At 53.2% G+C, this 13,296-nt stretch carries 13 protein-coding genes; 7 read left to right on the top strand and 6 right to left on the bottom strand.

The genetic code is table 11. The annotated features are described in order from the left end of the window. Positions 1 to 67 precede the first annotated feature (67 nt). The 4 genes from JNUCC32_RS00130 (at position 68) to JNUCC32_RS00145 (ending at position 3,017) form a co-directional block, all read left to right on the top strand. Positions 68 to 991: an AEC family transporter gene (locus tag JNUCC32_RS00130; RefSeq protein WP_192570733.1), complete on the top strand. Its 924-nt coding sequence runs from the start codon at positions 68 to 70 to the stop codon at positions 989 to 991. A 111-nt stretch (positions 992 to 1,102) separates the two neighbouring features. Further along, a complete protein-coding gene (locus JNUCC32_RS00135) occupies positions 1,103 to 1,267 on the top strand; it encodes a hypothetical protein (protein WP_009589346.1) in 165 nt (54 codons plus the stop codon). 222 nt (positions 1,268 to 1,489) lie between these two features. After that, positions 1,490 to 1,933, top strand: coding sequence for an Rrf2 family transcriptional regulator (locus tag JNUCC32_RS00140; protein ID WP_192570734.1), 444 nt, complete (start codon positions 1,490 to 1,492; stop codon positions 1,931 to 1,933). Between the two features lie 229 nt (positions 1,934 to 2,162). Then, entirely contained in the window at positions 2,163 to 3,017 is an 855-nt protein-coding gene (locus JNUCC32_RS00145; protein WP_096776446.1) for a VOC family protein, read from the top strand. 99 nt (positions 3,018 to 3,116) lie between these two features. On the opposite strand, the gene JNUCC32_RS00150 is transcribed toward JNUCC32_RS00145, so the two are convergent. After that, positions 3,117 to 3,632 carry a hypothetical protein gene (locus JNUCC32_RS00150; protein WP_192570735.1) on the bottom strand — a complete coding sequence of 172 codons (516 nt, stop codon included), beginning with the start codon at positions 3,630 to 3,632 and terminating at the stop codon, positions 3,117 to 3,119. 206 nt (positions 3,633 to 3,838) lie between these two features. Between JNUCC32_RS00150 and JNUCC32_RS00155 the strand changes: the two genes are divergently transcribed. Together JNUCC32_RS00155 and JNUCC32_RS00160 are read left to right on the top strand one after the other, a co-directional pair. Continuing rightward, the gene (locus tag JNUCC32_RS00155) at positions 3,839 to 4,444 is read left to right on the top strand and encodes an ArsR/SmtB family transcription factor (RefSeq protein WP_192572560.1); all 606 of its coding nucleotides are present in this window, start codon (positions 3,839 to 3,841) and stop codon (positions 4,442 to 4,444) included. A gap of 23 nt (positions 4,445 to 4,467) precedes the next feature. After that, positions 4,468 to 5,274, top strand: coding sequence for an MBL fold metallo-hydrolase (locus tag JNUCC32_RS00160; RefSeq protein ID WP_192570736.1), 807 nt, complete (start codon positions 4,468 to 4,470; stop codon positions 5,272 to 5,274). Between the two features lie 89 nt (positions 5,275 to 5,363). Here JNUCC32_RS00160 and JNUCC32_RS00165 read toward each other — a convergent pair whose 3' ends face one another. From JNUCC32_RS00165 to JNUCC32_RS00185, 5 genes are all read right to left on the bottom strand, one after another. Then, the gene (locus JNUCC32_RS00165; RefSeq protein WP_192570737.1) at positions 5,364 to 7,940 is read right to left on the bottom strand and encodes a rhamnogalacturonan lyase; all 2,577 of its coding nucleotides are present in this window, start codon (positions 7,938 to 7,940) and stop codon (positions 5,364 to 5,366) included. Between the two features lie 323 nt (positions 7,941 to 8,263). Further along, on the bottom strand, positions 8,264 to 9,079 hold the full coding sequence (gene speD, locus JNUCC32_RS00170) for an adenosylmethionine decarboxylase (RefSeq protein ID WP_009589344.1): 816 nt from the start codon (positions 9,077 to 9,079) through the stop codon (positions 8,264 to 8,266). Between the two features lie 317 nt (positions 9,080 to 9,396). Then, positions 9,397 to 9,759 (bottom strand): VOC family protein, encoded by a 363-nt coding sequence (locus tag JNUCC32_RS00175; RefSeq protein ID WP_015737163.1) that lies wholly within the window; start codon positions 9,757 to 9,759, stop codon positions 9,397 to 9,399. Between the two features lie 30 nt (positions 9,760 to 9,789). After that, positions 9,790 to 10,248, bottom strand: coding sequence for an SRPBCC family protein (locus JNUCC32_RS00180; RefSeq protein WP_192570738.1), 459 nt, complete (start codon positions 10,246 to 10,248; stop codon positions 9,790 to 9,792). Between the two features lie 88 nt (positions 10,249 to 10,336). Continuing rightward, positions 10,337 to 11,122, bottom strand: a complete 786-nt coding sequence (locus JNUCC32_RS00185) for an AraC family transcriptional regulator (protein ID WP_015737161.1) — start codon at positions 11,120 to 11,122, stop codon at positions 10,337 to 10,339. Positions 11,123 to 11,310: 188 nt separating this feature from the next. Here JNUCC32_RS00185 and recQ point away from each other — a divergent pair, with 188 nt between their 5' ends. Then, complete coding sequence (gene recQ / locus JNUCC32_RS00190) at positions 11,311 to 13,194, top strand: DNA helicase RecQ (RefSeq protein WP_192570739.1); 1,884 nt, start codon at positions 11,311 to 11,313, stop codon at positions 13,192 to 13,194. Positions 13,195 to 13,296 lie beyond the last annotated feature (102 nt).

The following is a 13,296-nucleotide window of genomic DNA, read 5'->3' on the forward strand; positions in this document are numbered from 1 at the left end:
CGAATGCCGCAGGTTTAGGTTAGGATGTAGAGATGATGATATTTTACTTCGTATAAGGGTGGACTTCATGATCTCTTCTTTTTTGGCTACGATTTACAGCGTATTCCTTCCGATATCGCTGCCCGTCATCGGCGGAGCGCTGCTAAAGCGATTTAAAGGAATTGAAACCAAGGGGCTCTCGGCCCTGTCTTTATATGTGCTGAGCCCGGCACTGATCTTCGAGACGCTGGAAAAGGCTTTGATCACCTCGAACGAGGTGACGGTGACGGTTGCCTTTTGCCTGTTGAACGTGATCATCCTCTGGGCGCTCAGCGCCTTTGCAGGTAAAATGCTGGGCTTGTCCCAGACGGAGAAATCGGGCCTCGCCTTGACCACCATTTTTACCAACAGCGTGAATTATGGGCTTCCCCTCGTGCTGCTTGCATTTGGGCAGGCAGGGCTGGATAAGGCTTCCGTGTATGTCATCGTGCAGATCATCATCATGAATACATTAGGCGTGTATTTGGCAGCGCGGTCTCATTTTTCGGCCGTAAAAGCGATCAAGACCGTATTTACACTTCCTTCGGTTTACGCCGCAGCGCTTGCCGTACTCTTCCGGTTGACGGATTTCCAGCTCCCCGAAGGGTTGAATACCGGCGTTTCCATGCTGTCCGCCGCCTATGCCCCGCTGGCTCTTGTCATACTGGGAGCCCAGATGGTTGGGGTTCGGGAGGGTGGAGCGTCGCTCGCCGTCTCAAAGCGCGGATTCTGGTCGGGCATGGCGATGCGAATGCTGGTGGGCCCGTTGGTGGCTTGGGGATTGCTCGCGATGTTATCCATTGAGGGTACCTTGTTTGCAGTCATTCTGATACTGTCAGCGATGCCAGCAGCCGTGAATGCGGTCATCCTTGCCGAAGAGTACGATGCCGCGCCCAAGCTTGTATCCAGGTGTATTCTGTGGACCACGCTGGCTTCTTTTATCGTTCTGCCTGCCATGATTGGCTTTCTTTAAGATTTCTCGCCTCCGGAAGATTGGTTCAACTCTTGGGCTAGCGTGTAAAGAGTAGTAAGCGTCAAGAGATAACCATCATCTGCGAATCCGAATCGGATGGAGGTGGAAACTATGAGCAGACCGCGTGACCGAGACGTGGAGATCGAGACCCGCAATATCGAGGAGCGTAACGACTCCAGCAGGGTAGCTTCTACGTTGATCAAGTATGTTGCTTATCTGATCATCTTTTTTGGTTTCTTGTACTTCCTGATCAAATACGTATTCCCGATGTTCTAAGTTCAGGCCGGGTTACGTCGGTGAGAAAGCCTCTCCTTAGCCACAAGCGGGATGGAGGCTTTTTTTCATGAAGTTAGGGAAGGATCGCAATGTGCCGTAATGGATGAGCAAGTTTTTCCTATCATTCCATGGACACGGCGGGAGCGTTGACTTTGGAGTCTAATGTAACTATGATGGTTACATGCTAGTCATCTGAAGATTTGGACCGTCAGGAGGGATCGCATGAACATAAGCAGCCGATTTGCAGTGGCCATTCATATTCTTTCCGTGCTGGAGATGAATAAGGCTGGCGTCAGCACTTCAGATTATATTGCGGAGAGTGTGAACACGAATCCGGTGGTCATCCGGCGGATTGTCGGCATGCTCAGCAAAGCGGGCCTGGTCGAGGTGAAACCCGGCGTAGCGGGAGCGAAGCTGGCTAAGCCTCCGTCCGGGATTACGCTGCTGGATATTTATCATGCCGTTCATGTCGTGCAGGAGGGTTCCCTGTTCGGTATTCACGAGAATTCGGACGCGAAATGTCCTGTTGGCAAACATATTCAAACGGCGATCGTTCCGGTGTTCTCGGCCGCCCAGAAGGCCATGGAGGATACGCTGCATGAGGTGAATTTGGAGCAAATCGTCCGGAAAATCCATGCATCTGCTAACGGAACATCCATCGAATAGATGATATATGATACATGATACGCTCAATCCTTGCAGGATGGGCGTTTTCTTTTGGGCCTGGTTGGTGTGCCTTTGTTCATATGTTAATTACTGGGTTTGACAACGGGATGGTCCTGTAACTATAATGATTACAAGTAAGATGTAACTGTTTCGATTACAAGTTAAGCCTGTCGCAGACCTGAATATATTTTTTGAAAAAATCAAACAACAACATTCAAGGAGTGAGAATATGACAGCCATTATACATCCATCCACAAAGCTCGGACCCGTCTCTCTTCGGATTAGCAATCTGGCACAATCGGTCCGCTTTTACACGGAAGTCGTTGGATTAAAAATGCTGCGCCAGCATGGCCGGGTGGCCGAATTGACGGCGGACGGCAAGCAGCCGCTGCTGATCATTGAGGAGGTTTCGGACCTGACAAGGCCGCAGACCCGGACGGCAGGCCTGTACCACTTTGCGATCCTGGTACCGGATCGGGAATCGCTCGGGCTCGCGCTTGCCAATCTGATCGCCCATAACATGCCGGTCGGCCAAGGCGATCATCTGGTCAGCGAAGCGCTGTACATTAATGATCCGGACGGAAACGGCATCGAGATTTATGCCGACCGGCCACGGGATACCTGGAAGCGCGATGCCAAAGGGGAATATGTGATGACCACCGACCCGGTCGATGTTGAAGGACTGCTGGCTCTCTCCAAAGAGAAGGAATGGCTTGGACTTCCGGAAGGGACCGTCATCGGGCACGTGCATTTCCATGTGTCCAACCTGCAGGATGCCCGCGCATTTTATTGCGATGTGCTGGGTTTTGAGCTGACCGCCCATTATGGGGGAGCAGCGTTGTTTATATCCGCAGGAGGGTACCATCACCATATCGGGCTCAATGTTTGGGCGGGACTCGGGGTACCGAATACGCCTCCGAACGCTGCGGGAATGGAGAATTATACGATCGAGCTTCCGAGCCATGAGGCGCTTGAGGCGGTAACCGGCCGCATTCGCGAAGCGGGGCTGCACCTGGAACAGCGGGACGGCGTCTGGGCCGTTCAAGATCCTTCGGACATCTGGATCCGGTTGGTTGTTGCTTAATATCATACGAACGAAGAAGCCTGTCCGCTATATTAGCGGCAGGCTTTTTTTAATGAAACATCACCGTTAGGATGATCAGCTAGACAGAAAGCAGGCAAGCTAGATCCGGTTTAATTCAACCAGCGTACGGAGCATGAACTCCGTGATATTCGGAATGTCTCCCATCTGATTTTCGTTGATTTTGCGGGGAAAGCGAAGCTCGATCGTGTTATGGATGGGGACCGCATCGTCGCCGTAGGTGTAGCGTATCGTCTGCACCGGCGGGAGCTCGGGATTCCATATCTCCTTAACAATCTGCGCGATAACCGGGCACGAGTAGGCAGGATCGGCAATGTTTTTATGAAAGCGGAGCTTCAGCACGCAGCCCGGCTGCTCTTCCGGAATTTCCAAAATCTCGGCCGCCAAATCCCGCAGCCCGGTCTCCAGGCAAATTTCGGCTGAAGCCGCGGATTGCTGAACCAGCTCGAATCGGAGGCTAAAACTTCTGGACAAGGTCGCCATATCCAGAAGGTCCTTCCGATCGGAAACGCGGATGATTTCATCGAGATTGTCGAGGTCATAAACCGCATTCTCGATGCCAACCTTTAGATTTTCGAATATAGTCGGGTCAAACATGGAGGCACATCCTTTGATGAACATAATGTCGTAATAGACGATCGTGGATACTATATCACAACCGCCAGGCGAAGGGGAATGGCTCGTCTGATAAGCCGGAGACCTGCGTCAGGATTGACCGATAGATCAAAGTCATGGTAGGATGAAATCCAATCAACAGTAAAAATTAATTTACCGGTAAAATGTATGGAGGTGTTAAAATGAAAATGACTGGTGTCTATAAAATTCAAACCCATGAGCAGCTCAAAGCGATCGCGGATCCTCTCCGCACCAAAATGCTGATGAATCTGGTGAAGGATGCCTACACCGGACAGCAGCTGGCCGAGATGCTCGGCATCACGCGGAACAATATTTACTTTCATCTCAAGGAGCTGGAGAAGCATGGCATCATCCATGTGGTCAGGAAGGAAGAGAAGAACGGTATCGTGCAGAAATACTATCGCGCCGTTGCAAGCCGCTTCATCCCGGAGGATCATTTGCTGCCAAGCCTGGATTTGGTGGAAACCTCAAGACAGGTATTCATGGAGACGCTTGATGTAACGCGGGACAAAATCGAGACCGCCCCGGCTTCTTCTTTTGCACTGGACAGTACGAGTGAGCACCACAGGAAAAATCTTGCGGGAACCTACCTCTTTCGTGCAACGCAGGAAAGCTTCCATGCTTTTGTGGAAGAATTCAAGGGGCTTCTGGATAAACACTTCACGATGGAAGGTGCCGAATCCGGCAGAAGCTCGCTTTCCGAGGAGGAGAAGAGCTATTATATGTCGTTGATAGCATTCCAAGACGATCATGAGAATATCACCATTCGATAATCCTGGACGGGGGATACATACATATGGACAATAATCAATATACCATCGTGATCGATGGTGCGTGGTTTACGGTATCGCAGCTGGATGAAGGCACGTTTGCCATCAGTGAGTACGGGCATTGGGAGAAGGTGCATTCGTTTCTGTTGATAGGGGACGAGCGTGCCGCATTGATCGATACGGGCCTTGGCATCGACGACATGAGGCGGATAACCGATCAGCTGACGGATTTGCCTATCATGGTACTGACCACGCATGTTCACGCAGATCATATCGGCAGTCACGGGCAGTACGGGGAGATTTATGTGCATGAGGCCGAAGAGGATTGGCTGGTCAGCGGCATTAAAAAGCTTTCGATTGAGCAAATCCGCAAGGATATATCACGCGATATTACGAGACCCGTACCGGATTCCTTCGATCCGGCAGCGTACACCCCTTATCGGGGGCAGCCGACCGGCCTGCTTCGGGATGGGGACGTCATCGAGCTTGGCGGGCGAAGCCTGGTCATCTACCATACGCCGGGCCATTCGCCCGGACATATTGCGTTATTTGAACCCAACCGCGGGTACTTGTTCACTGGCGATTTGCTGTATGATGAGACGCCGGTATATGCCTTCTACCCGACGACGAGTCCCGGGGATCTCGTTAACTCGCTGGAGCGGATCGCGAATATCGAAGGCGTAAATCGGATCTTCGGTTCTCATAATACGCTTGGACTGGACCCGGCATGGCTGGACTTAGTAAAAGAAGCCGTGCAGGAGCTCCGGGAAAAAGATCTTGTCCGATTTGGAACGGGCATTCACCGGTTCAACGGATTTTCGGTTCAATTCTAATATCGTCATGAAGCAAAGCCGCCTCCGGATCAGCAATCGGCATCCGGAAGGCGGCTTTTTAGGCTAGCGATTGTTTTTAGGGAATTAAGCTATTTCCACATGATGATGAGCGTCCATGCCTGATAGGACAAGTTCATCCGGGCTCTATCCGATATCGCACCGGGTTTCTTATGCTCCTCCAGCTGAGAAACGAATGTATTTAAAAATTTGAGCGCCTGTTCCCTGGAGCCCTTGCTTATGTGATGCTCTGCCTGCTTCAAGGCATTGCTCAACCGGGACAGCAGCGGGTTAGCCAGTTCCCCTGCGCGGGCATACTCGCTCACCAATTGATCCAGCACGTTCAGCATGCCCGGGGATTGATAAACGGGGATAGGAACCTCCGAGAAATCCGTATCGGATGCGAAATAAAAGCTGGTGTAAGAGGGCTGGTTATACGTTGTATTTTGTCTGGCAACCTCGACCCGATACTGCGGATCATGCATGAGCGTATAGAGCTTACGGTCGGTGACCTCGGTGCTCAGGTAAATCCGGAGGGCCGAGCTGTCCGTGGTCCGGACCACCAGTTCCTCTCTCCAATCCCCGAAGAGATCGGCGACGAGGGCAGGATTTCCCTTCGTCCCGTTATTGGTGCGCGTGCCTTCTGCAGTTAGCAGCGTCCCGCTGCGCCAGCTTTCGATGACCGGTGTCTGATCCAAGTTACCATTCACGATCTGGGTGGTCATATCCGCAGACCATTTGATGTTCATGTTCGTGCCCGGCATGGTCGAAGAGAGCTGTTCTCCATCTGCAGACCACGTGCCAACGGCCCATGTTTCGAGTCCCCGCTGATCGGGATCGATATCGCCGATCATGCCGCGTCCGGTGTCTTTTCCGGTATAGCCGCCGTAGAGGAGCCCGCCTGTTGCCGCATCACGGAGGGAATAGCCGTAAGGGGCGTAGGCACCGCCTTCATGAACCATGAAGATCTCAAGACCCGGCCGATCCGGATCGATGTCGGTGACGTGCATGGCGTCCCCATGACCAAGGCGTGCCATCGCTCCCGGATCCGCGCTTTGAGGAGGGAGCACATCCATGGAACTGTACAGCAGCGTGCCGTCATGGTCAATCGTTGCCGAACCGTAGACGATTTCCTGTTTGCCGTCGCCGTCGACGTCAGCCGCGCTTAACGAGTGGGCCCCTTGCGTCGTTAACGTACCGAATGCGGCATCGCTCCCGTCAAGGCCATGCGGACTGTCGTTAAACGGATTGGTCATCGGGGTCCAGCCGCTGTCCACAGCCCAATGCTCGCTTAAGTGCCGGCCATTCCACTTGTAGGATACGAGTGTGGATCGGGTGTAATAACCGCGGGCGAATACGGCATAGGGCTGTTCCCCGTCAAGGTAAGCAACGGCGGCAAGGAAGCGATCCACGCGATTGCCGGGTTCGATCCGGGCCATGGCATAATCGCCCCACATGAGCCCGTCGTCATGCCTGCCGGGTTTATACCGGATCGTTTCGAGCTCTTTGCCGGACGCGCCTTCAAATACGCTGAGATATTCCGGACCATCCAAGATGAACCCTTCGAATGCCCGGAGATTGTTGCGGGCGCTTCGCTGCGGCGCATAGGTGTCCATGAAGTGATCGACCAGGCTTTCGGCATCGGTACGGGATAACGGATAATGGTACTTCTTATCGATGCCGAAGCTTTCTTCGAGCGTGGCCGGCCAGCGGCCGCTTACGACCTCTTCATGCTGATGCCAGTTCATGAACAGGTTTACCATGTGCTCGTAGTAGCCGGTTTTGCTCAGCCGGTAATCGTCCTGATTGGAATATCCGGCCTTCATATCCTCGGGCAGCAGCGTGATGTATCTCTGGGAGATCATGTTGCCGGCTGGATCATAGCGAAGAATCTTGGTGCCCGGTGCCGTTTTGAGCATCATTTCCGCTTTGCCGTCCCCGTCAAAGTCATACACCATGAACTGCGTATAGTGGGCGCCGGAACGGATGTTGACGCCGAGGTCGATCCGGTACAGCAGGATGCCCTCCAGTGTATAACAGTCAATGTACGTGTTGCCGGTATACCCGATTTGGGAAACGTCCTTGGAGTTGGAAGGGTCCCATTTGACAAAAAGCTCGTACTGCCCATCGCCGTCCACATCGCCGACGCTGGCGTCATTGGCAGAGTAAGTATAAGGCTCCCCAGCCGGGGTGACTCCGCCATCCGGCTTGTTTAGCTTCAGATCGTAATAGGGGGAGGACCAGGGAGTGGAGGTGAGGCTCTGGTCGACCTCTTTTCCATTCACGACGGCAGATACGTAATAGGAGGATGATGACGTGCCCGATCGGTCCAGGTAATTGGTGCTGTTCTCGACGACGGCAATTAGGTTGCCGTCCCGATAGACATGAAAGGTCGGACCGGTAAGCCCTTGGTCGTCATAACCGGTTACTTCTCCGGCAAGCAATCGCCAGCTCAGAAAGTTGCCCTCTGAAGTTGAGGCCGATACGATCCCCCTATCCAAATACTCCAGCTGAATCCGGCTGGTTTTTGTGGCACCTTGCTGCGTGCTGCTTGCCGCTTGATGCGAGGGCGCCGCTAACGACTCGATGCTCCCCGTGATGATCATGGGGAGGGTAAGAGCCGCTGCCAACAGCTTGCGATGCAAGCGGAGTTTACTTCCATGCTTCATGTTCAGCCACCTTTCTCCTTATGGTTCGGATGCTGGTGCGCAGCATTCCGTATGCGCTTTCACAAATGGTAGAGCGGCTCCTCCTTTCTGGTTGGAATGGGGTAATAAGTAAATCACTTTCATTGTATGGAACCTGGGAGAATGACAACATACAAAAAACAGGCCATTTGATTTAAAAAACAGAGTGAATTCTAATTCCGAAAGTCGATTTCTAGGGTGAAGCCATAGAAGCAGCAAACAGGCCGGGCTCCTGGGAGCCCGGCCTGTTTGCTTGCTCGCATGAAGGCCATGCAAGAAAAGAATAGCTGCCGCAAGCAAGCCATTCAGTAACTCCGGTCCATGTTCTTGCCGTAATAAATCTCGTCCATCTCCAGTTTGATGCGTTCGGTGATTTCCTGCTGCTCGGCCTCGGACAGCTTATCCTTCGTGTAACCGAACAGATAGTTGTCCAGGTCGAACTGCTTCAGCTTGCACTTGGTATGAAAGATGTTCTCCTGGTATACGTTGACGTCGATCATATCGAACAGCTCCTTGGCTTCGTCCGGAATATAGTTCTGGATGGAGCTGATCTCATGGTCGATAAACAGCTTGTGTCCGTGAATATCCCTCGTGAATCCCCGGATTTTATAGTCTATCGTCATAATATCCGTATCGAAGGAGTGGATCAGGTAGTTCAGGGCTTTGAGCGGTGAGATTTCCCCGCAGGTCGACACGTCGATATCGGCCCGGAAGGTGCTGATGCCCTCGTCCGGATGGAATTCCGGATACGTATGGACGGTAATATGGCTCTTGTCGAGCTGGAGCACCACGTTATCCGGCAGCGGACCCGGCGATTCGTCATAGGATTCCTCCGGCACCTCCACGACGGGGCCCTCGGAGACTAGCACCGTCACGCTGGCGCCCTGCGGGATATAATCCTGCTTGGCAATGTTCAGGACATGCGCGCCGATGATTTCGGCCACATGGCTCAATATTTTTGTCAGCCGATCCGCGTTGTACTGCTCATCAATATATTCAAGGTACGCTTCCCGTTCCTCCCGGGTCTTCGTATAGCAGACGTCATACATATTAAAGCTGAGCGATTTCGTCAAGTTGTTGAACCCATGCAGGGTCACGCGTTGTTCTGGTGTCATATCCATATGAAATTTCCCCTTGTGTAGTTAATATATCAGTTCGAGTACCTATTATTTCCGAAACCGTCGATTCCTAATCTGCCCATGCTCCGCCTTTGAAGCAGCATTACTATGTTCTTACCCGGATCGGGTTCAACGTTAACAGAGGCGGAGGAATGCCAGAGGGAGGCAGCGGCGGCTCCCAAACTCCAAAAAGACCAACCGGATTTCTCAGGCTGGCCTTATCTATCAGAACGACACCTGCTGCATGCAGCTTTATCCCTCTGGCGTTTATATGGATTCACTTCATATGCTTTTAACTTTGATGCTGCCGAACGGATGGATTACTCCGTAAATTCCAGCAGCTCGATCACATTGCCAAACGGGTCGCGGATGGCGCTGTACAGCCCGGGAGGGCACGGCTTGGGCGTATCGAAGATGACGTCGACGCCCTTCGATTTGTAGTTCGCAATGGCTTCGTTTACATCCGGGGTCTCGATTCCGATGATCACCTGTGCCTCATGCGGGTATTCCGTATTCGTTGGACGGTCGCATTTCTGCAGAACGAGAGACATGCCCTCATGCTTCAAGCTGACGATCTGATCATCATAAACCCTGGAGATTTCGAATCCCAGAACATCGCAGTAAAACTGTTTGGCTTGCTGTATATCGCTTACATTGATCGATAGAACGCATAGGTTTGGCATATGCTCGCACTCCTCCGCTCATGGTTTGTTTTACTTGCAGCACAGAATCCCGTTCCCGGATTCGATATTGGATTTCAAGCTGGCCAGCATCCCCTTCCACGCATCGATATGCCACTCCCGGGCTTGCCGGGACGCTTCGGAATCCTTCCAGCCTGTATGCTCCAGGGTTATTCTCGTGCCGTCCGCCTCAGGGGAAAAGGCAACCTTAACCGCCGTCAGCTCGCCTTGATTCATCGTTTCCGCGAAGGGATCGGGTCCTTTCCACTCAAAAACAAGCACGCGTGGCTCGTCATACCGCAAAATGGTACACCCGGCGGTGCACATCGATTCGCGATCGGAGGGGTTAAAATACAGCTCGAATTTTCCGCCCGCTCTCGGCTCGATTTCCGCAGCCGGCGCAAACCACTCGGTTATCCTTGCGGACTCGGTCCATGCTCTCCACAGGAGCTGCACATCGGCCTGAATCACGGTTTCTTGAATAATGGTCATGTATATTCCTCCATCATATAGCGCTGATTGTTCCAGACAACTCTTCTTGCAGTTCCATTATAAATGGACAAGTACATCGAAAATTCTTCTACCTTGCGCTGTTATTCCGATCCTTCTCAAACAAGAGCAGCGGCAGGTTAACCACAATCGGCGGGTCATGGGGCAGAGGCTCCCGTAAGGCAATCTTCACGTCAAGATCGGTTCCCCTGTCGATATGGACAGGCTCCTCCAGTTTGCCGCGCAGGGATTTGCCCAGCAGAAAATAATCCTTTGGATTGAGGCTCCAGGGGATGCCCGCGGCCAGCACGTAATACGTGCCGGCCGGCATGCCGGTTAAGGTGCAGGTCCGATTCTTGAGGTTGACGGCCGTACCGGTTACGGGCTTCTGATCGGGCACGGGTCTTGGGAACAGACCGACATAAATCATGCCGCGGAACGCCTCGGGAGCTTCGATCCGGCAGCGAATCCGGGGCAAAGCCTGCGATTCTTCCCCTGCCCAGGCTAACGGCTTATGCTCATATTGATTCACATAACGATGAAGGGACTCGGTGGTGGAGCGGAACCTCTTCGGAGACAGGCCGACAAGCTGCTTAAAACGGGTGTTGAAGGTGCCCGGACTTACCAAACCGATGTTCATTCCGATTTTCACAAGCAGGGAGGGGCTTTGAAGGAGCTCGGTTTTGCCCGATTCGACCCGGAGGGCGGACAGGTACTGCCTGACGGAAATGCCGGTTACCCGTTTGAATATCCTGGAGAAATGGTAGGGGCTGTACCCCGCGAGATCGGCGAGCAGCTCGGTTGTCATCGGCTCGTCCAGATGCTCCTTCATATATTGAATGGTTTGCCGCACGGCTTCGGCATGTTCATCGTTCATTAGGGATCACCAACTTCGTTTTAATGGCTCTGCATGATAGGAGACGTATTTCCACATTTATGAAATTCTGCTCGTCGAATGCAATTTCCTTCCCCGATTCGGTTGCCCATTCATGGAAAGGCCGTTAAACTTAAAGGATGAGGGCTTTCTAAAACGGAAAACCAAGGTGAAATAAGGAGTTTATATCCATGAATGTGGAAACAAATGATAGAGAATCGATGAATATGGACACAGCGCGGGAATACCTGCAAAAATATTACGGCTATCCCGATTTTCGGGACGGACAGAAGAAAATCGTCGCGAGCCTGCTAACCGGCCAGGATACGCTCGGGATTATGCCGACGGGCGGGGGCAAATCCATCTGTTATCAGATCCCGGCACTCCTCAGCCCGGGCCTGACGTTGGTCGTATCGCCTCTGATCTCCCTGATGAAGGATCAGGTGGATGCACTTACGACGGCGGGCGTGGCGGCGGCATATATCAACAGCACGCTCAGCGGCAAGGAAGTGAACGAGCGCATACGCGCGGCCAAGCGCGGTGACTTGAAGCTGTTATATGTCGCCCCGGAACGGCTTGAGCTGGACTGGTTCCGTGAGGAGATGGCAGGCCTCGACATTTCGATCGTTGCTGTCGACGAAGCGCACTGCGTATCCCAGTGGGGTCATGATTTTCGGACCAGCTATCTTTCCGTCGCTCCTTTCGTAAAAGGGCTGCCGAACCGCCCGATTGTCGCGGCCTTTACGGCGACGGCTACGCCGGAGGTTATGGAGGACATGCAGCGACTGCTTCGACTGGAGCAGCCGCAGGTGTTCGTGACGGGACTTGGGCGGGACAATCTGGAAATGTCGGTGCTTCGCGGGGAAAACAAGCGGGAGTTCGTGCTGGATTATGCGGCCTCGCATACCCACCAGCCGGGCATCATCTATGCTGCCACCCGGAAAGAGGTGGATGATTTATGCCAGCGCCTGCAGGCGAAGGGGCTACTTGCCGGACGTTATCATGCCGGCATGAGCGATGCGGAGCGAGCGGACAGCCAGGAGGCCTTCCTGTATGACGATATTCGCGTCATAGTTGCAACGAACGCGTTCGGCATGGGGATCGATAAATCCAACGTTCGGTACGTCATCCACTACAATATGCCGAAAAATATGGAGTCTTACGTCCAGGAAGCCGGCCGTGCCGGGCGGGACGGAGAGCCCAGCCAGTGCATCCTGCTGTTCAGCGCCCAGGATATCATGACGCAGAAATTTCTGATCGAACAGAACCCCCAGGAGGGCGAGCGGAAGCAGAACGACTACCGAAAGCTGCAGCAGATGATCGATTACTGCTACACCACAAGGTGTCTGCGCAGCGCAATGCTGGATTATTTCGGGGAAGAACACGAAGACAAGCCCTGCGGTACGTGCAGCTCCTGCACGGACGACCGGGAGCTGGTGGATATCACGGTGGATGCCCAGAAAATCTTCTCCTGCATTCACCGGATGCGCGAGCGCTTTGGCGTGTCGATGATCGCCTCCGTGCTGAAGGGCTCGCGGGCGAAAAAGGTGCTGGAATACGGCTTTGACCGGCTTCCAACCTATGGCGTCATGTCGAACCGGACGGAGAAGGAAATATCCGAGACGATCAATGTGCTCATCTCGGAAGGGTTCCTGGCGCTGACCGAAGGCCAATATCCCGTCGTGAAACTTCAAAGCGAGGCGGCCGACGTGTTAAAGGGCCAGCGCGAAGTGATGCAGCGCGTTCCGCGGCCTTCCAAGGCTGCAGGCAGCCAACGCAGCGGCAGCCGCCGCGACTACTCGCCGTCTGCCGTTAACGAGACGGTGTTCGAGCAGCTGCGTTTGATTCGGCGCGAGCTGGCAAGCAAGGAGCATGTGCCGTCCTACATCATTTTTAACGATGCAACGCTGCGCGAGATGAGCGTGGTCTGCCCGCAGAGCGAGGATGAGATGCTGAACGTCAAAGGGGTCGGCGAAGTGAAATTCCGTAAATACGGACGTCCGTTCCTGGAATTCTTCCTGAATGGTCAGAGCGCGTCGAATGACGGGGACGATTTGTATGACTATGAAGAATAGTCTTGCATGACAGGCGGAAATCATGGCTTTTTCCCGTTTCATCACTCAGGATAAACCGTTCGGTGAATAAATTAACATTATGTAGAAGGAAAGTGGACCCTA

Source organism: Paenibacillus sp. JNUCC32, assembly GCF_014863545.1.
Lineage (GTDB): Bacteria > Bacillota > Bacilli > Paenibacillales > Paenibacillaceae > Paenibacillus_AQ > Paenibacillus_AQ lautus_A.

Excerpts from the sequence above, each read along its gene's own strand:
- recQ (WP_192570739.1), top strand. The coding sequence starts at position 11,311 with ATGAATGTGGAAACAAATGATAGAGAATCGATGAATATGGACACAGCG.
- JNUCC32_RS00135 (WP_009589346.1), top strand. The coding sequence starts at position 1,103 with ATGAGCAGACCGCGTGACCGAGACGTGGAGATCGAGACCCGCAATATC.
- JNUCC32_RS00130 (WP_192570733.1), top strand. The coding sequence starts at position 68 with ATGATCTCTTCTTTTTTGGCTACGATTTACAGCGTATTCCTTCCGATA.
- JNUCC32_RS00150 (WP_192570735.1), bottom strand. The coding sequence starts at position 3,632 with ATGTTTGACCCGACTATATTCGAAAATCTAAAGGTTGGCATCGAGAAT.
- JNUCC32_RS00140 (WP_192570734.1), top strand. The coding sequence starts at position 1,490 with ATGAACATAAGCAGCCGATTTGCAGTGGCCATTCATATTCTTTCCGTG.
- JNUCC32_RS00145 (WP_096776446.1), top strand. The coding sequence starts at position 2,163 with ATGACAGCCATTATACATCCATCCACAAAGCTCGGACCCGTCTCTCTT.
- JNUCC32_RS00180 (WP_192570738.1), bottom strand. The coding sequence starts at position 10,248 with ATGACCATTATTCAAGAAACCGTGATTCAGGCCGATGTGCAGCTCCTG.
- speD (WP_009589344.1), bottom strand. The coding sequence starts at position 9,079 with ATGGATATGACACCAGAACAACGCGTGACCCTGCATGGGTTCAACAAC.
- JNUCC32_RS00160 (WP_192570736.1), top strand. The coding sequence starts at position 4,468 with ATGGACAATAATCAATATACCATCGTGATCGATGGTGCGTGGTTTACG.
- JNUCC32_RS00175 (WP_015737163.1), bottom strand. The coding sequence starts at position 9,759 with ATGCCAAACCTATGCGTTCTATCGATCAATGTAAGCGATATACAGCAA.
- JNUCC32_RS00185 (WP_015737161.1), bottom strand. The coding sequence starts at position 11,122 with ATGAACGATGAACATGCCGAAGCCGTGCGGCAAACCATTCAATATATG.
- JNUCC32_RS00165 (WP_192570737.1), bottom strand. The coding sequence starts at position 7,940 with ATGAAGCATGGAAGTAAACTCCGCTTGCATCGCAAGCTGTTGGCAGCG.
- JNUCC32_RS00155 (WP_192572560.1), top strand. The coding sequence starts at position 3,839 with ATGACTGGTGTCTATAAAATTCAAACCCATGAGCAGCTCAAAGCGATC.